At 66.1% G+C, this 20,290-nt stretch carries 17 protein-coding genes; 5 read left to right on the forward strand and 12 right to left on the reverse strand.

Annotated features, from left to right (window positions below):
* Positions 1-63: 63 nt before the first annotated feature.
* Entirely contained in the window at positions 64-1,284 is a 1,221-nt protein-coding gene (locus tag ACIP1U_RS07095) for a pyridoxal-phosphate-dependent aminotransferase family protein (protein ID WP_400313201.1), read from the reverse strand.
* A gap of 165 nt (positions 1,285-1,449) precedes the next feature.
* Here ACIP1U_RS07095 and ACIP1U_RS07100 point away from each other — a divergent pair, with 165 nt between their 5' ends.
* From ACIP1U_RS07100 to ACIP1U_RS07110, 3 genes are all read left to right on the forward strand, one after another.
* On the forward strand, positions 1,450-2,178 hold the full coding sequence (locus tag ACIP1U_RS07100) for a GntR family transcriptional regulator (protein ID WP_400313204.1): 729 nt from the start codon (positions 1,450-1,452) through the stop codon (positions 2,176-2,178).
* Positions 2,179-2,470: 292 nt separating this feature from the next.
* On the forward strand, positions 2,471-4,330 hold the full coding sequence (locus ACIP1U_RS07105; RefSeq protein ID WP_400313207.1) for a vWA domain-containing protein: 1,860 nt from the start codon (positions 2,471-2,473) through the stop codon (positions 4,328-4,330).
* Positions 4,327-5,145 carry a DUF5995 family protein gene (locus tag ACIP1U_RS07110; protein WP_400313210.1) on the forward strand — a complete coding sequence of 273 codons (819 nt, stop codon included), beginning with the start codon at positions 4,327-4,329 and terminating at the stop codon, positions 5,143-5,145. Before ACIP1U_RS07105 ends, ACIP1U_RS07110 begins: the two co-directional genes overlap by 4 nt.
* 122 nt (positions 5,146-5,267) lie before the next feature.
* On the opposite strand, the gene ACIP1U_RS07115 is transcribed toward ACIP1U_RS07110, so the two are convergent.
* From ACIP1U_RS07115 to ACIP1U_RS07150, 8 genes are all read right to left on the reverse strand, one after another.
* Entirely contained in the window at positions 5,268-6,605 is a 1,338-nt protein-coding gene (locus ACIP1U_RS07115; RefSeq protein ID WP_400313212.1) for an amidase, read from the reverse strand.
* Positions 6,602-7,279: a DUF2848 domain-containing protein gene (locus tag ACIP1U_RS07120; RefSeq protein ID WP_400313213.1), complete on the reverse strand. Its 678-nt coding sequence runs from the start codon at positions 7,277-7,279 to the stop codon at positions 6,602-6,604. Before ACIP1U_RS07120 ends, ACIP1U_RS07115 begins: the two co-directional genes overlap by 4 nt.
* 88 nt (positions 7,280-7,367) lie before the next feature.
* Positions 7,368-8,693: an MFS transporter gene (locus ACIP1U_RS07125; RefSeq protein WP_400313823.1), complete on the reverse strand. Its 1,326-nt coding sequence runs from the start codon at positions 8,691-8,693 to the stop codon at positions 7,368-7,370.
* A gap of 5 nt (positions 8,694-8,698) precedes the next feature.
* A complete protein-coding gene (locus tag ACIP1U_RS07130) occupies positions 8,699-9,367 on the reverse strand; it encodes a hypothetical protein (RefSeq protein WP_400313216.1) in 669 nt (222 codons plus the stop codon).
* Positions 9,368-9,572: 205 nt separating this feature from the next.
* Positions 9,573-10,484, reverse strand: a complete 912-nt coding sequence (locus ACIP1U_RS07135) for a LysR family transcriptional regulator (RefSeq protein ID WP_400313219.1) — start codon at positions 10,482-10,484, stop codon at positions 9,573-9,575.
* 206 nt (positions 10,485-10,690) lie between these two features.
* Complete coding sequence (locus tag ACIP1U_RS07140) at positions 10,691-12,058, reverse strand: ABC transporter permease (RefSeq protein WP_400313222.1); 1,368 nt, start codon at positions 12,056-12,058, stop codon at positions 10,691-10,693.
* Positions 12,055-13,485: a DUF3526 domain-containing protein gene (locus ACIP1U_RS07145; RefSeq protein WP_400313225.1), complete on the reverse strand. Its 1,431-nt coding sequence runs from the start codon at positions 13,483-13,485 to the stop codon at positions 12,055-12,057. The genes ACIP1U_RS07140 and ACIP1U_RS07145 overlap by 4 nt, the downstream gene beginning before the upstream one ends.
* On the reverse strand, positions 13,482-14,237 hold the full coding sequence (locus ACIP1U_RS07150) for an ABC transporter ATP-binding protein (RefSeq protein ID WP_400313228.1): 756 nt from the start codon (positions 14,235-14,237) through the stop codon (positions 13,482-13,484). The genes ACIP1U_RS07145 and ACIP1U_RS07150 overlap by 4 nt, the downstream gene beginning before the upstream one ends.
* A 382-nt stretch (positions 14,238-14,619) precedes the next feature.
* Here ACIP1U_RS07150 and ACIP1U_RS07155 point away from each other — a divergent pair, with 382 nt between their 5' ends.
* Positions 14,620-16,395, forward strand: a complete 1,776-nt coding sequence (locus ACIP1U_RS07155) for an ABC transporter ATP-binding protein/permease (protein ID WP_400313231.1) — start codon at positions 14,620-14,622, stop codon at positions 16,393-16,395.
* Between the two features lie 98 nt (positions 16,396-16,493).
* Here the strand turns inward: ACIP1U_RS07155 and ACIP1U_RS07160 are convergent, their stop codons facing one another.
* Together ACIP1U_RS07160 and ACIP1U_RS07165 are read right to left on the reverse strand one after the other, a co-directional pair.
* On the reverse strand, positions 16,494-16,925 hold the full coding sequence (locus ACIP1U_RS07160; protein WP_400313234.1) for a universal stress protein: 432 nt from the start codon (positions 16,923-16,925) through the stop codon (positions 16,494-16,496).
* A 143-nt stretch (positions 16,926-17,068) separates the two neighbouring features.
* Positions 17,069-18,052, reverse strand: coding sequence for a Bug family tripartite tricarboxylate transporter substrate binding protein (locus ACIP1U_RS07165; RefSeq protein ID WP_400313236.1), 984 nt, complete (start codon positions 18,050-18,052; stop codon positions 17,069-17,071).
* Positions 18,053-18,293: 241 nt separating this feature from the next.
* Between ACIP1U_RS07165 and ACIP1U_RS07170 the strand changes: the two genes are divergently transcribed.
* Positions 18,294-18,617 (forward strand): hypothetical protein, encoded by a 324-nt coding sequence (locus ACIP1U_RS07170; protein WP_400313237.1) that lies wholly within the window; start codon positions 18,294-18,296, stop codon positions 18,615-18,617.
* A 73-nt stretch (positions 18,618-18,690) separates the two neighbouring features.
* On the opposite strand, the gene aceB is transcribed toward ACIP1U_RS07170, so the two are convergent.
* Complete coding sequence (aceB, locus tag ACIP1U_RS07175; protein ID WP_400313240.1) at positions 18,691-20,277, reverse strand: malate synthase A; 1,587 nt, start codon at positions 20,275-20,277, stop codon at positions 18,691-18,693.
* Between the last annotated feature and the right edge of the window lie 13 nt (positions 20,278-20,290).

The raw sequence follows: 20,290 nt of genomic DNA on the forward strand, positions 1-20,290 counted from the left end.
TGCTTGGATATGGCTGTCAGGCCGGCGGCAGCGCTCAGGCTGCCGCGTTCAGGCTAGCGACGTTCAGGCAGCCGCCTTCAGCACCGGGGTATCCGCGTGCGAGGCGAGGTACTCCATCGCCGCCGCGACGCCGCTGGCGGCAACGGGGACGCCAGCCAGCTTCAGCCCCATTTCGCAGCCGGCCAGCGTGGCCATCAGCGTGAGGTCGTTGCAGTCGCCCAGATGGCCGATGCGGAACATGCGGCCGCGCATCTTGCCGAGTGCCTGGCCCAGCGACATGTCGAAGCGCTCATAGATAAGCTTGCGCACGGCGTCGGCGTCCACGCCCTCCGGCATCATCACGCCGGTCAGCACGGGGCTGTACACGGCCGGATCGGCGCACTGGATTTCCAGGCCCCATGCGCGCACGGCACGGCGCGTGGCTTCGGCCAGTCGCTGGTGGCGGGCGAAGACGTTGTCCAGCCCTTCGCCCAGGATCATGTCGAGCGCCTCGGACAGGCCGTACAGCAGGTTGGTGTTCGGCGTGTACGGCCAGTAGCCGTTCTTGTTGGCTTCGATGATTTCCGTCCAGTCCCAGAAGGCGCGCGGCAGCCTGGCGCTCTGGCCGGCCGCGATCGCCTTCGGCGAGATCGCATTGAAGCTGATGCCGGGCGGCAGCATCAAACCCTTCTGCGAACCCGACACCGTGACATCGACGCCCCACTCGTCATGCCGGTAGTCGGCCGAGGCCAGGCCCGAGATCGTGTCCACCAGCAGCAAGGCCGGGTGGCCGGCGGCGTCGATGGCCTGGCGCACGGCGGCAATGTTCGAGGTCACGCCCGTCGACGTCTCGTTATGCACCACGCAGACCGCCTTGATCTCGTGCGCGGTGTCCTCACGCAGCCGCGCCTCGATCATGTCGGCCTGCACGCCGCGGCGCCATCCTTCGATGCCGGGCAGGCCCAGGAATTCCGGCTTCAGGCCCAGCGCTTCAGCCATCTTCTTCCACAACGTGGCGAAGTGACCCGTTTCGAACATCAGCACATGGTCACCCGGGCTCAGCGTGTTGGCCAGCGCGGCCTCCCACGCGCCGGTACCCGACGCCGGGTAAATGATCACCGGGTGCTCGGTCTTGAAGATCGTCTTGATATCGGCCAGCACCTTGCGCCCGAGCGCGCCGAACTCGGGGCCGCGGTGGTCGATGGTCGGGTAGCTCATGGCGCGCAGGATGCGATCGGGGACCGGGCTCGGGCCAGGGATCTGCAGGAAGTGGCGGCCAGCCGGGTGGAAATCGAGGTGGATCATGGGATTGTCGTCTCCGGGTTGAATATTGAATTTTGCATTCAATTTACTGTAGCACCGGCATATGGGGTATCTCAAGGCGAATTTTTGCCGCGTAAACCCTAGGCCTGCTGGTCATCCCGGCCATGAGATACAATCGAGGCAACTTTCCACCCATGGAAAAATTGAATGCAAAATCCCCTGAACGACGACGAGAACCGACCCTCCGACCCCCTCCTGCCCAAGGTCGAGCGCAAGCGCCTGCACGACGTCGTGGTCGAGCACCTGCGCCGGTTCATCGTGGAAGGCGTACTGTCGCCGGGAATGAAGCTGAACGAGCGTGAGTTGTGCGAGACACTCGGCATCTCGCGCACGCCGCTGCGCGAGGCGCTCAAGGTGCTGGCCGCGGAAGGCCTGATCGACATCTGGCCGAACCGTGGCGCGAGCGTGTCGCGCATGAGCGAGACCGAAGTGTGGGAAATGTTCGAGCTGCTGAGCGGCCTGGAGGCCTTCGCAGGCGAACTGGCGTGCGAGCGCATGACGCCGGCGGAGTTCGCCGAGATCAAGGCGCTGCACTACTCGATGCTAGCCTGCCGCGTGCAGAAGGACTTGCCGGGGTACTACACCCGCAACCAGGAAATCCACAACCTGATCGTGGCCGCCGCGCGCAACTCGGCGCTGAGCCAGACGTACCTCGCGCTCAACCGGCGCATCCAGGCGCTGCGTTTCCGCTCCAACTACCAGTCGGAAAAGTGGGACCGTGCCGTCGACGAGCACGAGGGCATGATCAGCGCCCTCGAGGCGCGCGATGGCAAGACGCTGGCTGGCATCCTGCGGCACCACTTGCTGGAGAAGCGAGAGGCCGTGATGCAGATTCATGCGGATCCGGTGCAGGACAAGCCTGCGCAGAATGCGTGAGGCCATCGCAGCGAAGTCAGAGTTAGACGTCCACGAACGCCCCCTGCTCTCGCATTTTGACGCCAGCTTTCACGCCGATCGGCTTGCGTGGGATATGGCGCCCTTCGCGCAGTTCTCTCGTGCAAATTCGCTGCAATTGAGATCTGCACGATCTTCACTTGCACCAGGGGGATAGACAGAAAAGCAACAGCCGGCCTCTCGGTCACCGCCCGACGCGCTATAACTAACTGGGGCTCGAACACACGCCCCCGTCCGTCGCGCAAGTGCTATTCGTCCGAACAGGAGCACCGGCATGGCCAAGCAACTCGCTATCCTGATCGATGCCTCGGGCTCGATGTTTCACAGCGCTGGCAACGGCTCATCCAAGGACAAGATCGTCGAAGCCTCGGAATCGGTGCAGTACATCATCGATGAAATCGAGAACAAGACCTCGTCGTCCGGCGAGACCTGGGCGGTTTCGTTCTGGTACTTCGCCACGCAGACCAAGGGACTGATCGGCCAGGGAAATTTTCCGGTGGGAGACACCACGATCTGGAAGAACGTGGTCAGCGCCATCGAAGACCAGCCTTCGGTGCAGGGCGCGGTAGGCAGCATGACGGATATTTTCCATGCGGTGCGGACCGTCGCCGACTTCATGGTCGCCAATCCTCCACCGCTGTTCCCCGCGGTGTACAAGAAGAAGATCGTGCTGTTTACCGACGGCAACCAGACGATCCAGCATGACAGCCGGCTGACCAAGGGCGGCTATGAGTTCGAGCAGGGCATCGACTTTGCCGTGCTGCTGGCAGGCAACGGCATCGCGCTCAATGCGCAGGGAATCGGCTCGGACCTGCTCAACGCGACGCTGACGGACCTGGTCGCTGAAGCGGAGCCCTTCGGCAGCACCGTAAAGACGATCAGCACCACGCCGTCATATGCGGCGGACACCTCGGCAGCGCTGATGACGAACTCGATGAAGGTCGTCAACAACAACGGCATCCTGCCGTTGCGGCCGCTGGCGTGGCCGGCCTCCAGGCTGCTGTGGGAGCAGTTCAGCCTGCCGACCCTGACGGTGGAAGGCAGCGATGAAAGGTCGCGACGCCGCATCAACGAGGCGCAGTTCGAGGTCGATGTCGATGACATCTCGCAGGAACTCCTGCTGGGACTGACATGGCACCATCCCGGCCGCCCATCGATCGAAGCCACCTCGCCGTCAGGCACGTCGTTCCGGAACGGGATCAACGGTGCCTTCGAGATCGGCGTGGGATGGATGACCGCGCTGCACGTCCCGTCGCCCGAAGCCGGTACCTGGCGCGTGCGCGTTGCCGGCGATCCGCAGTTCCGGCCGCTGCGCCTGAACCTGATGGCGCGCTCGGTCAGCCCGGAGTTCGATATCCTGCTGCGCGTCGATCCTTTCCAGCTCAATCCGCAAGACACCAGCGCCGTCACCGCGACCCCGATGTTCCAGGGCAAGCCCGCGGCCGGCAAGTTCGAAGCCGTCCTGAGCGACTTCACCGGCCGCACGTGGCCGATGCATCCGCAGCAGGATGGCACCCTTGTTGCCAAGGCGGATTTCCCGCAGCCTGGCATCGCGCCGCTGCGCGTCGAACTGAAGGGCTTGCTGGAGGGCAAGCACAAGGTTGCGCGCATGGAGTTCACCTCGGTCCAGGTCGGACGCCCGCGCGACCCGCACCTCACGGTCGAGCCCGCCCGCTTCTGGCCGGGCCGCCGCTACAAGGCAGCGGTAGCGATCCACGATGCCGCCTTCACCGCCGCAACCCAGATCGCTTTCGGCGCGGGCATCGAAGTCGTGCGCTTCACGGTGCTGAGCCCGCTCGAGGCCGTCGCGGAAATCGTGGTCGCCGAAAACGCCTTCCCCGGTATGCGCGAGGTGCTGACTTTCCAGCCCGATGCCGAGACCCTCGGCGGCATCGTGGTGGAAAAGCTGCCGGGAAGCGGCCACCGCTTGCTGACAGGCTTCGTCAGGGCGCTGCGCTTCGATGCGCGCGGACGGCTGCTTGCCGCGCTGCTGGAGGAGCAGCGCGAGGTTCCCGTGAAGCGCCACGACGAGCGCCTGCGGCGCCTGCTCGAGAAGGCGCGCGACGACAACCTGCCGGTCTCGATCGCGCTCGACGACCATGGCGGGATCGAACACGTCACGATAGGCGAATGAACATCCTGCTCGATCCGACGCCACCGAATGACGGCGCGGCAGTCCTCGCGCGCTTCGATGCGATCCTTGCCTGGTCGCGCCAGCAAGCAAGCCGGCTCGGCTATTTTGCCGCCCTCTACCGCGGCGTCACGCTGCGCGCCCGCAGTGCCCTCGCGGCCGGGGCCTTCGAGCACCCTCAGGCGGCCGAGCGCCTGGTGGTGCTATTTGCCAGCCGGTACTTCGAAGCGCTGGCGGCACACCTCGGCGCAGCGCCAGTGACCCGTGCGTGGCAGGTTGCCTTCGATGCCGCAGGGCGCTGGCGGCCCACGGTATCGCAGCATCTGCTGCTCGGCATCAATGCGCATATCAACCTGGACCTGGGGATCGCCGCGGCCCGCACGCTGGCCGAGTATCCGCTGCCGCGGGCGGATTTCGACCGCGTGAATGACCTCTTGCTGCTGATGGTCGACGAGGTACAGGACCGGCTTGCCGCCGTCTGGCCGCTGCTGCGGCTGGCAGACAGGGTGGCCGGCCGCCTGGACGAAACGCTGGTCGGCGCGGCGCTTGTGCAGGCGCGGTCCGCGGCATGGGATTTCGGCCAGGCCTTGCGCGCCAGCAGCGGCGCCGAACATGGGCTGATCGAACGGCAGGACCGTCACGTGGCGGCAATGGGACAACACATCGCCGCGCCCGCGCTGCCGCTGGCAGTCGCGCTGGCGGGCGTGCGGATGGGCGAGTTGCGCGGCGTCGCCAGCATCATTGACTTGCTGGACCAGGAGGTAGCCCGTGCCGGCCCTGTGGTGGAAGCCAGGGTCGTGGGCCCGTCGGTTATATAGTGCCGCGCGGCAAGCGCAGTCGAATGCTTGTCATGAGCCCAGGCGCCCCGTTGGCGCAGGCGGCGCCAACGGGGCATGGCGGCCGTCTTCATGGCCACCTAAGGCGGCCAGAGTGACGCCCTTCAGCGTAGGCCTTTTTCAATTGCGCCGGACACCTGCAACACTCGCTCGTCGGCACCGTTCAATCCACAGACGCTGAGCGCGATGCCCGGCACCTCGGCGGCAAGCGGCAGGGATACCGCACAGCCATCGAGAAAATTGATCACGCTGGGATTGCGCAGCACGAGGCCGTTGGTCGAAAAGAAGGCTTCATCGCTGTCGAGCGCGTCGAGCCGCGGCGGCCGGACGGCCACGGTCGGCATCAGCCAGGCGTCGGCATCGCGCAAACGCTCGGCCGCGCTCTGCCGCATGACGTCCCGTTCCTTGAGCAGCGTCAGATAGTCGGCGGCGCTCTGCTGCTGGCCGCGGCGAATCCGTGTCGCCACGCGCGAATCGTAGGCCGCGCCGCGCTCGTCCAGCAGCGCGCGATGCCAGTGCCACGCTTCCGCCGCGGTCAGGCCGCCGCCGGCGTTGATCGCCGGAAGCCGGTGCAGTTCGGGAAAATCGAACGGGATAATGTGCGCACCGAGCCGGGACAGGCTGGCCAGGGCGGCATCGAAGCCACGCGCGACTTCGCTGTCCAGCGCCTCCGTGACGAAATCACGCGTTACGTACAAGCGCAGGCCCGCGAGCGCAGCGGGCCGGCTGTCGAGCGTCTCACCGCTGAGGATCGCATCGACGGCCGCGCAGCAAGCCACGGAACGCGCCAGCGGGCCGGCCGAGTCGAGCGAGGTCGACAAGGGCACTGCGCCCGCCAGCGGCACGCGCCGTGCACTGGGCTTGAAGCCGGTCAGTCCGCAGAATGCGCTCGGAATGCGGATCGAGCCGCCCGTGTCGGTGCCGAGCGCGGCCACGGCCATGCCAAGCGCCACGCTGACGGCGCCGCCCGAGGTCGAGCCGCCGGCGATGCAGGCTTCGTCGAACGGCGTGCGGGGCGTACCGTAGTGCGGATTCAGGCCGAGCCCGGAGAAGGCGAACTCACTCATGTTGGTGCGCCCCATCAGCACCGCCCCCGCCGCGCGCAGGCGCGCCACGGCTGGTGCATCGGCCGCCGCGGCGGCGCCATCCAGCGCCTTTGAGCCGGCGCGCGTCACCTGGCCGCGCACGTCAAACAAGTCCTTGACCGAAACCGGCAGGCCGGCCAGCGGCGACGCCACATGGCCGGCAGCACGCGCCTGGTCCGCCGCCGCGGCCGCCGCCAGGGCGCCCTTGTCATCGACCTCGATGAAAGCCGTGCCGCCCGACGTGCGATGACTGTCGATGCGCTCCAGCGCCTGTTCGGTCAGCGCGACGCTCGTAGTCCGCCCGGCATTCAGGCTGGCGGCCAGTTCGGCGATGGTGGAAAGATCGGCGCGCGTCAAGGGGCCACCTCCAGGCTTGCCACACCGTAGGCATGGCGAATCGAACGCCGCAATACCGGATCGTGCAGTTCGACTTCGAACGCCTCCCCTCCTCCCAGTTCTCCGATCACGGCCTGGGTGCCGCAGAACATCGCGGTACCGGTCGGCAGCGCGCCTTCGCCGTGCAGACGGCGGATCAGGTCTCGCGGATCGAGCAGGCGTGTCACCAGCCCTTCCTGGTAAAGCTCGCGCTGGCCATGCCGGGTGCGCCAGCAGCGCATCTCTAGCCGGTCCCAGTGCGCCGCGACATCGTCAAAGCGCCACACCTCGCTACCGACCGGCTTGGCGCACATCTGTTTGGAGACGGTGACATCGTAGGCCTCGACCTTGCGGTCGGTATGGTCCGAGCCCACGCCGACATAGAGTGCGTCAGGGCCCGCCATCAGCACGAACTCGATCTCACCCGATGAGTCCTCCCGCGGCACTTCCAGCAGTGGCGCGGTGGTCAGCAGCGATGCGGCAAGCGGGTAAAAGCAAGGTACGGTCGAGGGCGGCTTCACGCCGATCGCTTCGAGTTCCCGAATGTGGTGGTTGACGGCATCGGCATCGCGTCCGGTCCAGCCGGCAATGACGAGTCGGTTGATATGCAGCGCCAGCGGTCCTTCGCCGGCGAGCTGGAATTGCAGAGTAGGCATGCGGTACCAGTTGTTGGGATGATCGGGCTGCGAGCGGAATGCAGCCGCGGGGCGCGGCCCGCCGACTATCCGGCGGGCCATGGCCAATCTAGTGTTCGAGCGGCTTGTGCGCCGTCTCACGGGCAACCAGCAGCGCAACCAGCGTCACGCCCATTGCCGCGCAGACGTAGAGCGACACCGCGCCGGTCGTGCCGTAGGCCTTGTACAGGCTGGTGATGATCAGCGGAGCGAAGCCGCCGCCGAGGATACCTGCCAGGGTGTAGGCCAGGGACGAGCCTGCATAGCGCACCCGCGTCGGGAACTGCTCGGTCACGAACGCTGCCTGCGGGCCGTACATGACGGCGTGGATCTGCAGCCCCAGCACCACGGCCACGCAGATCTGCCACGGCTGGCTGCTGTCCATCAGCACGAAGAACACGAACGCCCACACGATTCCCAGCAGCGCCCCGGCGATGTAGACGGGCCGGCGGCCGAGTTTGTCGGACAGCGCACCGAACAGCGGCACGGTCAGTGCATTGCCGGCCGCGCCGAGCATCGTCGCCGTCAATGCCAGCGGACGCGACAGGTGCAGCACGCTGGTGACATAGGTCAGCGTAAACACCACGACCAGGGCATAGAGCACGTCCGAGCCGATCCGCACGCCGCCGGCCACCAGCAGGCGCCGCCAGTGCGAGACAAACACTTCCTTCAACGGCGTCTTGGCCTGCGTATTGTGGGCAGCCATTTCCTTGAACGCCGGCGTCTCGTCCACGCCACGCCGCAGCCACAGGCCGAAGACCACCAGCGCCACGCTCGAGACGAACGGGATGCGCCAGCCCCAGGCCAGGAAGTCCTCCGGGCTCAGGAACAGCGACACCAGGGCAATGAAGCCCGTGCCCAGCAGCGTACCGGCCGACGGACCCACCTGCGTAAAGGACGCGTTGCGCCCGCGCTGGTCCTGCCTGCCGTGCTCCATCGACAGCAGCACCGCGCCGGCCCACTCGCCACCGATGGCGGCGCCCTGCACAAAGCGCAGCGCCACCAGCAGCAGCGGGCTCCAGATGCCCCACGACGCATAGGTCGGCAGCAGGCCCATCACGCCGGTGGCTACGCCCATCAGGATCAGCGTGGCCACCAGGACAAAGCGGCGGCCGAGCTTGTCGCCAAGATGGCCGAACACCATGCCGCCGAGCGGCCGGGACACATAGCCGACGGCATAGGTGGAGAACGCCAGGATCGTGCCTGTGAGCGGATCGAACGACGGAAAGAAGATGACGTTGAAGACCAGCGCTGCCATCAGGTTGTAGACGGTAAAGTCATACCACTCCAGCGTGGTCCCGATCGAGCTGGCCGCAGCCAGACGGCGCATCTTTGCGTTGGCGCTGGCATCGCGCGCGCCGGCTGCAGCACCGACGTCAGCAACCGGAGAGATCATTTCGCTCATGACGTCAGTTCCTTTGCGTAGAGTTTCCACTTGAGGACGTAGCGCGTCGCGCCCGCGGGATCGGCGTGCAGGCCCTGCGCCGCGATGCTCACAGCGAGCTCGCTTGCCTGTTCATCGCTGCTCTCCACGACGAACAAGGGACGCAGCTCGCGGCCTTCCAGGCTCTCGTTGGGCAAAGGTTGACTGAGTTCGTCGTCGGGGACGAGAAGATAGGAGCGGACGAACCCGGCGCGCAGCGAGAGTTCGTCCCCCACCTCGCCGGCCCGATCGATGAGGGACACGACATCGTCGGCACGCGCCAGCGGAACGACCGCGATCCAGCTTCCGCTACCTTGTCCCACCGCGGCATTGACCGCGCACACGCGGCGCATTGGCCTGCGCATGCGCCCCAGGTTGGTGACTGACCATGGGGTCTGGTGCCGAAAGGCCTGCTTGTAGGCGGCCGAGGTGAACGCAGCCAGCGATTCGGTGCGATAGAGGCCAAGGTACTTCGGGCCACCGTGCACTGCCTGGTAACGCGCGGCCGAGAGAAAGCCTGGAACGCGCGCACGCTCCTCTACGTGTTCGCGGTCGTACCAGAGATTGAAATCGGCTTCATCGGCCGCATCCACATCGGACGCGACGAACAACAAGCCATGTGGGGGAATGGCCGCAAGATTACTCATCTGACTCTGTCTCCTCTGATGGGGGGATCGCCGGGTTCGGCGGATGAGTCGATGATCGTTGCAGCAGCGAGTCAGGACAAACGGGAAATTGTTGGTCCTTTCGATCAGTTTTTCTTATGGATGCGGCCGGAAAACCGCACCACGGTGGCGCAATGGCCTCTAGTGTCCTGTTCCGTAGATGGCAAGGAATCTGCGGAACAGGACACTAAGCACCCGAATAGGGTGCAGGCAGCGACTGGACGAACCGATCCGATTCGCGGCAGGCCAGTTCGGCAACGAAGCGGATGGCCTCGGAAACACCATGGTCGTGATAGCTGACCACGACGCGCTGGGGGGGCAGCGGGACATCGCAGGCAAGCAGGCGCAATTCGCCGCGCTCGACCTGCTCGCGCACCGGTGCCAGCGGCATCAGGGCATTGCCGAACCCGCCCCTGACCAGCCTGACAATGGCAGCGATCGAGCTGACGCAATGCACCTTGCCCACGGGCAGTCCGGCCTTGCGATACAGCTCCTTGAGCGCAACGTGGGGCTGCGAGCCCCGGCTCATCGTGATGGTCGGATGCTGGAGCAGCCCGGCCAGCACGCCTTCACCCGGCTGCGGTTCGCCCGGCGGGCCAACCCAGCCCATCGCCATCGGCAGGCAGGGCATGCTGGCAATGCCTTCGCCGACGGCAGTGTCGGTCTGCAGCGCGATATCGATTGCGCCGGCGCGCAAGCTCTTGTGCAGCCCTTCGGTCGTCTCGGAGGTGATCTGCACCTCGATGCCGGGGTAGGTCGAACTCAGGTGGCGCAGGAAGTCGACCAGCCAGGTATGCACCACGGTCTCGATCGCGCCGATGCGCACCAGCCCGAGCAACTGCTGGTCCGAGCGGCCCAGCACCATGATCTCGCGCTGCAGTTCGAGCATCCGCTCACCATAGCTGAGCAGCCGCAGGCCAACCGGCGTCAGTCGCAGATCGCGGGCCTCGCGTTCAAAGACGCGGGCCCCGATCTCCTGCTCGAGCGAGGCGATGCGGTTTGACATGGCTGCCTGCGTGATGTGCAGGTGGTCGGCCGCAGCGCGGAAGCTGCCAAGCCGCGCCACCCACATGAAGGCCTCGATGAAGCGTGTATTCAAGGGCACCTCGGCGCAAGGCGGCCTGAAACCACACCATTCATGGTGTTGTCCCCTCGTATTTGTGTGTCAGTTTGCCGAGGATTGTACCTGCACACCCGTAGTGGACTTGAAGGAACCGCTTTCACAGCGCCTGCATCGTCCACCGCGGCCGGCAAGCATGCGCGCGAGTTCCCCCTATGCGCTGGAGGGCATCCAGCGCATTTTCCTCAAGGCCGCAGCCGCACCGCAAACATCGCCCACAGGCCCAGCGCGCCCAGCAACCATGGCAGCACAATTGCCGCCAGCAGGTAATCGCTGGCGACATGTGGCTGCGGTGTTGCCGCGGCAAAGGCCGGCCTGGCGGCGAAGTCCTCCGCGCCAAGGGCACGCCTGCCGAACAGGTAGGGATAGTGAAACGTTCTGACCGACTGGTGGAACGCGCCGATGCGGTCCTGGAAGGCCAGCTGCGCGTCGAGGTCGGTGTGCGCCAGCCGGTGCAGGAAGGCCTGCGCTGCCACGCCGGGCAGCAACCAGCCGAGCCGGCCCGTCCACTGTTGCCGCGCATCGAGCCCGGCACGGTAAGCCTGCACCTGGCCCGCCACGCTCTCGTCGCCGACCTGGTGCAGCGCGTAGTACCAGGCCCAGTTGAATCCAGTGCGCGGCGGCGCGATACCGGCCCATTGCGGGTGGCTGCGTACGAACTGGCGCATGGTGACTTCGCGCGGCACCTCCCAGCCCGCGTGGACGGCCTGGCGCTGCGCCAGCATCAGGTCGATGCCGTGATTGACGGGGATGGCGCGCGCCAGCCCAATATTGGCGACTACCGGCAGGACTACGGTCAGGCCCACCCAGATGCCCATCAGCACCGTGGCATTGGTGCGCGAGCGCCAGCCGCGCGTGACCACCAGCAGCGCGACGCCGAACCAGAAGACCAGGTAGCTGGCCACCACCGCCACGGCGGCCGCGATCGCGGGCCATGGCATGCCGGCCACGGCCGCGCCCGCCAGCATCGGCAGCGCCAGGCAGGCCAGCACCAGGCCATAGCGCAGCGCCACGCGCCGCAGCCACAGCTGCCGCAGCGATCCCGGCATCGACAATAGCAGCCGCAGCCGCCCGGCCTGGCGCTCGCCCGAGACCAGGTCATGCAGCAAGGCAATCACGAACAGCGGCGCCAGGTAGACCAGCACGAAGGCAAAGTCGAAACGCCCCGGCAGCGCCAGCTCGGGATTGAAATGCTCGCCGTCATAGACCTGCCACTGCAGGCCCAGCATGCGCACGCGCTGGATGAACGGCGCCACGTCGCGCAGGCCCAGCGCCAGGAAAGCCGCGTTCGAAGGGGGATCCGCGGTGAAGTAGAAGCTGTAGTAGGCCACCATGCCGACGTCGCCCGCATGGCGCTCATACACGTCCGCGGCGCGCAGTTCGTGCAGTGCCGCCGCGCGCGCGATGGTGTGCTGCTGCCGCGATACTTCATGCAGCCCCGCCGCCACCGCCAGGCAGGACAGCAGGCACAGCAGCACCAGTGCGGCCACGGTCAGCCGCGCGCGCAGGATCAGGCGCCATTCCTCGCGCATGCCCAGTCTCCATCCGCTCATCGCGTCATCCCCTCCAGCCGGCGCGCGGCCATGCGTGCCAGCCACAGCCACGCCGCCAGCCAGGCGAGCAGCACCAGTGCCGGCGCCAGCGCTCGACGTGCAATGCCGGCATGGGATGGCGGCACGTAGGCAAACGCCGGCAGCGCCTGCCAATGGTGATGGCCGATGCGATTCTCCCTGGCCGGATCGACCGCATCGGCATAGCGGATCTGCTCGGCTTCCAGCCGGTTCAGAAACTGCACCAGGCCATAGCGATAACGCTCGCCCTGCCACAGGAAGTCGCGATAGGCATGCAGGTCGGTGGCGGCAGCCGTCATCGACAGGCGGCGCAGCGCGAAGGCGGGGCTGAGCAAGCCGAGCGCATCGGTGAGCCGGACCTGCCGGAACTGCAGTGCAAAGGCCGCATCGGCGTGCCGGTCGAACAAGGCGCTGGTAAGCCGTTCGCCTTCGGTCTTGAGCAGGCCCTTGTAGTTCACCGGCAGATCCTCGACGCGGCGCACGCCGTACTGTGCCAGGATCTTCTGCCGGAAGCCGTTGTAGTAAGGGTCCTCCGGGTCATGGCTGTCGCCGATCGCCGCGAGTTCGCGCTCTACCGCGATGGTGCTTTCCAGCCGCGTCGGCAGCGCCACCACGGTGTTGACCAGGTCCGGCACCGCGCGCGGCAGCATGATCACCAGCACGGCCCACAGCGCCAGCAGCACCAGCAGCGCATCGCGGCTGCGGCGGCACCAGGCCGAGACCACGGTAACGAGCAGCGACCACAGCAGCAGCCAGCCGGCGTACGCCGCCGCCAGCAGCGCGGCCAGCGGCGCATCGCTTGGCCGGGCCAGCGCGATCCATGCCAACACCGCCGCCGCGGGCAGCAGTACGGCCAGCGCCACGCCCGCAACGGCGAGCACCTTGCCCCGCACCAGCTGGCCACCCCGCACGCCCTGCGCCAGCAACACGCGCAGCACGCCGCTCTCGCGCTCGCGCGCGAGCACGCCGTGGCCGGCAAAGATCAGCAGCAGCGGCGCCAGCACCTGCAGCACGAAGGCCGGCGACAGTTGTCCGAAACGCACCAGGAGCGACGACTGCCGCACCTCGCCGAAGTTGGCGCTGTTCTGCCGGTGCGCCTCCAGGTATAGCGAACGGCCGGTATAGAGATCGATGCCGGGATCGAACACCGCCAGCGGGCTCAGCGGCCGGAACAGGTAGTGCCCGTAGTGCGCCATCCGGTGCGGGTGCCGGTCGGGCTGGCTGGCGAACTCGCGGTCGGCCTGCTGCTGGTAGCGCGCCTGCTGCGCGCTGACATCGCGATGGTGTTCCCATGCGCTCAGGATGGCGGCGATGGTCAGCAACAGCACCAGTGCCAGGCTGGCCACCGCCACCCGGTCGCGCCGCATCAGGCGCCATTCCTCGCGCGCGATCAGCCAGGACGTGCTCATGCCGCGCCTTGCGCGTAGCGCTGGTGCAAGGCGCGCACGTCGAAGCGCTCCGGCCCCTGCGCAACAAACTCGGCGGCAAGGCGGCCGGACTGGATAAAGCCGATGCGATCGGCGATGTCGGCCGCGGACAGCAGGTCGTGGGTCACCATCAGCGTGGCCACGCCCTGGGCGCGCAGCAGCGCCAGCAGGCGGTTGAATTCGGCGGTTGCTTGCGGATCGAGGCCCGACGTGGGTTCGTCAAGCAGCAACGCCGCCACCTTGCGCCGCAGCGCCAGCGCGATCGCCACCTTCTGCCGCATGCCCTTGGAAAAGCCGGCCACGCGCCGCCCGAACGCGGCTGGCTCCAGTCCGGCCGCCTGCAGCGCATCGTCGATCGCGGGCGTGGTTTCCTGCTGCCCTGCCAGGCTCAGCAGGTAGGCCACATTCTCGCGCGCGCTCAGGTGCTCATAAAGCGCGACGTTTTCGGGGATATAGGCGATCTGCCGGCGCGCGCCGGCCGGGTCCTGCGCCGGATCGACCCGGTTGACCCGTACGCGCCCGCAGCCAGGCGTCACAAAGCCCAGGAACAGGCTCAGCGTGGTGGTCTTGCCGGCGCCATTGGCGCCCAGCAGTGCATAGATCTCACCGGGCCAGACGCGCAGCGTCAGCGCCGACAGCACGGGGGCGGCGCCATAGCCGGCCTGGACGCCGTCCGCCTCGAGGATGGGAGCCGGGGGCGGCGAGGGTTCGTTCCGTGGATGCGTGATCGTCATGCCAGGCTGCCCATCGGCAGGCAAAGTGTCGTTGGCGATGCCAGGCGATGCTACGCGAGCTTTAATGATAATTCAATATCATTAGCAAAAATGAACGCACCCGAGCAGTACTTGCCGGCACGGTTGGGAGAGGCGTGCAGGGTTCGATGCAGGGTCCGCTTGTATCGCCTTGGCCACCCCTGGCCGCGCGCAGGTCCGGCATTGCCGCCAACACCGCACACCGCGCGGCGGCGCAAGAAAAAACGAGCAATGCACGGATGAATTCTGGTCGGGCGTGGATTTTGCTGTCCTATATTTCATCCAGATTCTCCTGCTGGTCCGCTTCGTTGCAGCGCGACAGATGTGCGTGGCGGCAGGGAATCCGTCAGCGCTGGAGAGTCAGATGAGCGTTGTGCCCGAGCCAAGGATTGCCGGCACCACTTCGGCCCGCAAGAAACGTCCGGGCGTCCCCACGCGCCATGTGTGGACCCGTTACTGGGCCATTGCCCGACCCTACTGGTTTTCGCGTGAGCGATGGAAGGCGTCCGGCCTGCTGGTCTTGCTGATCCTGCTGCTGCTTGGGCAGACGCAGGCCGAAGTCTGGATCAACGAACAAACCGGCGAATTCACTTCGGCCCTGGCGGCGCAAGATGCCGACCGTTTCTGGGACTCTATCCAGAAGTGCCTCTACATTCTGCTCGGCGCCGTTCCCATCTATTCCTCTTACTACTTCCTGCGCAACAAACTGGGCCTGCTGTGGCGACGATGGCTCACCCGCCATTACCTCGAGGGGTACTTCAAGGACCGGACCTATTACAAGCTCAACGCCAACGCGGCGATCGACAATCCGGACCAGCGCATCGCCGAAGACATCAATACCTTCACCAAGCAATCGCTGTATTTCCTGTCGATCGGCATCGGCGCGCTGCTGCAGCTGATCGCCTTCAGCGCCGTGCTGTGGTCAATTTCCCAGATGCTGGTCTACTTCCTGGTGGTCTACGCCATCGCCGGGAGCTTCGTCTCGATGGTCTTCTTCGGGCGCGTGCTGATCGGGTTGAACTTCTTCCAGCTCAAGCGCGAGGCGGACTTCCGCTTCAGCCTGATCCGGGTGCGCGAGAACGCCGAATCGATCGCCTTCTACCGCGGCGAGGCGCTGGAATCGTCGCATGTCAGGGGCCGCTTCGAGCAAGCCTTCCGCAACTTCGACAAGCTCATCAAGTGGCAGTTGAGCCTGAACACGTTCCAGTACGGCTACGGCTTCCTTACCATCCTGCTCCCGAGCGCCATCGTCGCCTCGCATGTGCTGTCCGGGGAAATGGAGGTCGGGCGCGCCATCCAGGCCGCGGGGGCGTTCGCCGCGGTGCTGAATGCGCTGACGGTAATCGTCGACAACTTCGAAGAGCTGGCCCGCTTCGTCGCCGGGCTGGACCGGCTGGATACTTTCGCCAGCACACTGGCCAACGAGCCGGCCAGGCCGGCCAGCCCGGACAAACCAGCCGAGCCGGTGCCGACGATCGAATCGGTGCAGGACTCGCGCCTGTCACTGCTGCACGTGACGCTGCGCACGCCCAACCTCGAACGCACGCTGGTGCGCGACCTGACAGTGTCGGCGGATCCCGGCCAAGGGCTGCTGATCGTCGGCGCCAGCGGCGGTGGCAAGAGTTCGCTGATGCGCGCCATCGCCGGCTTGTGGACCAGCGGCAGCGGCTGCATCATGCGCCCCAGGCCGCAGGACATGCTGTTCCTGCCGCAGCACCCGTACATGGTCGTCGGCAGCCTGCGTGGCCAGCTGCTCTACCCCAATCACATCGGGCAGCACATCGCGGACGACGAACTGATCCGGCTGCTCGAGCTGGTGAACCTTGGCGGCATCGTCGACCGCTTCGGCGGCCTCGATACCGAAGTGGACTGGGGCAAGGTGCTGTCGCTGGGCGAGCAGCAGCGGCTGACGATCGGGCGCGTGCTGCTGTCGCGGCCGCGCTATGTGATGCTCGACGAGGCCACCAGCGCGCTCGATATCGCCAACGAAGACGGCATGTACCGGTTGCTGGCCGGCATGGAGGCGACGCTGGTCAGCGTCAGCCACCGTCCCTCGCTGCTCAAGTACCACCACCAGGTGCTGGAACTCGATGGCGCCGGCGGCTGGACGGTGAATCCGAGCCAGGGCTACCGCTTATGACGGCCCGGCGCGGGCGTGTTCACATTGCCACAACCGCCGGCTCGCGAATCGGCCTGCCCTGCGGCCCAAAGGAATCCTGACTGGCGGATTGCGCCAGCTCAGCGGTAGACCAGCACCGGGATCGTGCAGTGGGTCAGCACCTTCTGCGTTTCGCTGCCGACCAGCAGCCCCTCGAGCCCGCGCCGTCCGTGCGACGCCATGAAGATCACATCGCAGCCGTGCTTGGCGGCGGCATCGATGATGCCCTTGTACGGCACCGATGTGCTCATGTCGGTCTGGCAGGTCACGCCGGCCTCGGTGGCCGCCGCGACAACCGCGGCCAGCACCGCGTTGGCGCGCTCGGCCTCATGTTCCTCATATGCCTTTCGCCGCGGATGGCCGGCATCCCCCGAGGACAGGTACGGATATTCCTCCATGCACGTATACGCCGTCAGCTTCGCATCGCCCGCCTTGACGAAATTGATCGCCGCCGCCATGGCGACCTTGGAAAGCTCCGAGCCATCGGTGGCCAGCAAGATGTGCTTGAACACGATTCCCTCCATAGGCTGCTGATTCTTGGTTGCCGCGGCACGGCGCCGCGGCAAGGTTCAGTATGGACAAGAATTTGCCTCGTGGCGGCGCCGGACGGTCGCCTCCCGTGCCCCTGGCTGGCCCCGGACCGGCTTGGGCGGGCTCAATTCTCGATCTTGAAGCCAATGTCCTTGATGAACTGGCCCCAGCGCGCATGGTCGGTCCGGATCTGCGCGGCAAACGCTTCCGGCGTGACCGCCTGCGCGGGCAGCACGCCAACGCCGGCCAGCCGCTTCTGGTAAGCCGGATCGGCCAGCACCTTGCGCACGGCCTCCGAGACGGCATCGACCGTGGCCTTGGGCATGCCCTTTGGCCCGAACAGGGCGAAATAGCCGCTAAGTTGCTCCATCTCCTGGAAACCCAGCTCGCGGAACGTCGGCGCGCCGGGCGCCAGATCCGAGCGTTCCGGCATGGTGGTCGCCAGCACCTTGGTCTTGCCCACCTGATAAAGCGGCACGCCGGTGGTCAGGCCATCGATCATCAGCGGCACCACGCCGCCTACCAGATCCTGCGTGGCAGGCGCCGAGCCCTTGTACAGCACCGGCTCCAGGTTGGTGCCTGCCAGCCGGTTGAACAGCAGCGGGCCAAAGTGCGACGACGTGCCCGGTCCGTACGAGGCGGAATGGATCGGCTTGCCCGGATTGGCCTTGGAATAGGCAATCAGTTCCTTCAGCGTGGAATATGGGGCGTCCTTGTTGGCGGCAAGCAGCACTGGGGCGCGGCCGAGTTCGGCAAGCGCGGTGAGGTCGGTCAGCGGATCATAGGGCACGCGGTTGATATGCGCGCCCGAGGTGGCGGACGAACCCAGCGTCACCAGCAGCGTCTGGCCGTCGTTCCGTGCGCGGATCACGTCCTGCGTGGCGGGAATGGTGGCGCCGCCCGGCTTGTTCTCCACCACCACCGACTGGCCTGTCACGCGGCCAAGATAGTCGGCAAACAGCCGCGCCACCACGTCCGTACCGCCGCCGGGCGGATACGCCACCACCAGCCGGATCGGCCGCGCCGGCCACTGCTGCGCCATGGCGTACGGCGCTACGCCGGCGGCTGCGGCAAGGGCTGCGGTGCCCAGGAACTGTCGACGGTCCATATCTGAAGTCTCCGCTTTGATGTTGTAGGCCGCGCTGGCGGCGGATACTTCATATTAGAGAGTGTTGCGGCAGGCGACATGCGGGGTTTTCCAGCATGCCGCGGACCCGGATTGCGTTCGGCGCCTGGGCTGTTCCTGCGACTTCTTGCTACGCTGCTGGTGTAAGCCGCCGTCGTCCCTGCACGCATGCGCTGGTATGAACATTGCCCACCACCGGCTCGGCACGGCCAAAGGAGTGATCATGCAAGAGCTGGCCTTCCGCACGCTGCTGTACCGCTATTTTTTCTTCAACTGGCTGTTCCGCGACGCCAGTCGGGGAAGCCGCGCCGAGCGGGCCCACGCCTGGCATTTCAACAAGACACGTGCGCACTGGCTGCCGACTTATATGCGGCGCTGGCTGTGGTGCGGCGTCTTCTTCTATGTCGCGGGCAGCGTGGTGGAAGGCGTGCTGTGCGCGCCGGTGCTGTCGGCGCTGTTCTACGTACCGGGCGCGCTCAGCGTGCCGGTCAATGTGATCATCATGGTGCTCTGGATCGGGCTGAAGACGCTGCCCGGGCCGCTGTGAGCGACGGAAAGGAATCAAAAAACCGCAGCCATCAGGCTGCGGTTTTAGGTCATGCCGGAGCGATGCGGGCCGCTCAGACTTCTTCGTACAGCGGCAGCGTCAGGAACTCGGCGAAGTCCTCCGACGTCGACATCTGCTCGAAGATCTCGGCAGCGCGGTCATAGGTCTTGGTGTCGCCACCGACCAGTTCCTTCACCTTGGCCAGTTCTTCCGGGATCAGCTTGCGCACCAGCTCGGCCGTGACCTTGGTGCCGTCTTCCAGCTTGCCCTTCGGCGAACGGATCCATTGCCACACCTGCGAGCGCGAGATCTCGGCGGTCGCGGCATCTTCCATCAGGTTGTGGATCGGCACGCAACCGTTGCCATCCAGCCAGGCGCCCAGGTAGTGGATGCCGACGTTGATGTTCATGCGCAGGCCGTGCTCGGTGATCGGCGTTTCCGGCTTGAAGTCGAGCAGGTCGGCGCCCTTCACTTGCACGTCCGGACGTTGCTTCTCGAACTGGTTCGGCTTGTCGCCCAGCACTGCCACGAATTCCTTCATGGCCGGCTCGACCAGGCCCGGGTGGGCCACCCAGCCGCCGTCATAGCCGTCGGTGGCATCGCGGCGCTTGTCGCTGATGATGCCTTCCATGGCGATGGCGTTCTTCTCCGGATCGTTCTTGATCGGGATCAGGGCGCTCATGCCGCCCATGGCGGGGGCGCCGCGATGGTGGCAGGTCTTGAGCAGCAGCAGCGCGTAGGCGCGCATGAACGGCGCGGTCATGGTGACCTTGGCGCGGTCGGCCAGGCAGAAGTCCTTGTCGTTCTTGAACTTCTTGATGCACGAGAAGATGTAGTCCCAGCGGCCAGCGTTCAGGCCAGCGCTGTGCTCGCGCAGTTCGTACAGGATTTCATCCATTTCGAACGCGGCGAGGATGGTCTCGATCAGCACGGTGGCCTTGATGGTGCCTTGCGGCAGGCCGATTTCCTGCTGTGCCATCACGAAGATGTCGTTCCACAGGCGCGCTTCAAGATGGCTTTCCATCTTGGGCAGATAGAAGAACGGGCCGGCGCCGCGGGCGATCTGCTCGCGGGCGTTGTGGAACAGGAACAGCGCGAAGTCGAAGATGCCGCCCGAGATGCGCTTGCCGTCGATGGTGACGTGCTTCTCATCCAGGTGCCAGCCGCGCGGACGCACTTGCAGCGTGGCGATCTTGTCGTTCAGCTTGTATTGCTTGCCCTTCGATTCCAGGGTCAGCGTGCGGCGCACGGCGGCCTTCAGGTTGACCTGGCCCTGCAGCTGGTTGTGCCAGTTGGGGGTGTTGGAATCCTCGAAGTCGGTCATGTAGCTGTCAGCGCCCGAGTTGAAGGCGTTGATCACCATCTTGGCTTCGACCGGACCGGTGATTTCCACGCGGCGGCATTCCAGCGCCTTGGGGATCGGGGCAACTTTCCAGTCGCCTTCGCGGATGCTCTTGGTTTCCGGCAGGAAATCGGGGACTTCGCCTGCGTCCAGGCGTTTGGCGCGCTCGACGCGCGCGGCCAGCAGTTCCTGACGGCGCGGCTCGAAGGCGCGGTGCAGCTTGTCTACCAGGGCCAGGGCTTCCGGCGTGAGGATATCTTCGTAGGCCGGCAGGATTTCGCCGGTAATCTTCATGCCCGCGGGCAGCGTGATAGCCATCAGTGTTCTCCTG

It is taken from the genome of Cupriavidus sp. NPDC089707, from assembly GCF_044748965.1.
Taxonomy (GTDB): domain Bacteria; phylum Pseudomonadota; class Gammaproteobacteria; order Burkholderiales; family Burkholderiaceae; genus Cupriavidus.

Excerpts from the sequence above, each read along its gene's own strand:
- ACIP1U_RS07140 (WP_400313222.1), bottom strand. The coding sequence starts at position 12,058 with ATGAGCGGATGGAGACTGGGCATGCGCGAGGAATGGCGCCTGATCCTG.
- ACIP1U_RS07125 (WP_400313823.1), bottom strand. The coding sequence starts at position 8,693 with ATGATCTCTCCGGTTGCTGACGTCGGTGCTGCAGCCGGCGCGCGCGAT.
- ACIP1U_RS07170 (WP_400313237.1), top strand. The coding sequence starts at position 18,294 with ATGCAAGAGCTGGCCTTCCGCACGCTGCTGTACCGCTATTTTTTCTTC.
- ACIP1U_RS07110 (WP_400313210.1), top strand. The coding sequence starts at position 4,327 with ATGAACATCCTGCTCGATCCGACGCCACCGAATGACGGCGCGGCAGTC.
- ACIP1U_RS07095 (WP_400313201.1), bottom strand. The coding sequence starts at position 1,284 with ATGATCCACCTCGATTTCCACCCGGCTGGCCGCCACTTCCTGCAGATC.
- ACIP1U_RS07155 (WP_400313231.1), top strand. The coding sequence starts at position 14,620 with ATGAGCGTTGTGCCCGAGCCAAGGATTGCCGGCACCACTTCGGCCCGC.
- aceB (WP_400313240.1), bottom strand. The coding sequence starts at position 20,277 with ATGGCTATCACGCTGCCCGCGGGCATGAAGATTACCGGCGAAATCCTG.
- ACIP1U_RS07100 (WP_400313204.1), top strand. The coding sequence starts at position 1,450 with ATGCAAAATCCCCTGAACGACGACGAGAACCGACCCTCCGACCCCCTC.
- ACIP1U_RS07145 (WP_400313225.1), bottom strand. The coding sequence starts at position 13,485 with ATGAGCACGTCCTGGCTGATCGCGCGCGAGGAATGGCGCCTGATGCGG.
- ACIP1U_RS07165 (WP_400313236.1), bottom strand. The coding sequence starts at position 18,052 with ATGGACCGTCGACAGTTCCTGGGCACCGCAGCCCTTGCCGCAGCCGCC.
- ACIP1U_RS07150 (WP_400313228.1), bottom strand. The coding sequence starts at position 14,237 with ATGACGATCACGCATCCACGGAACGAACCCTCGCCGCCCCCGGCTCCC.
- ACIP1U_RS07105 (WP_400313207.1), top strand. The coding sequence starts at position 2,471 with ATGGCCAAGCAACTCGCTATCCTGATCGATGCCTCGGGCTCGATGTTT.
- ACIP1U_RS07130 (WP_400313216.1), bottom strand. The coding sequence starts at position 9,367 with ATGAGTAATCTTGCGGCCATTCCCCCACATGGCTTGTTGTTCGTCGCG.
- ACIP1U_RS07120 (WP_400313213.1), bottom strand. The coding sequence starts at position 7,279 with ATGCCTACTCTGCAATTCCAGCTCGCCGGCGAAGGACCGCTGGCGCTG.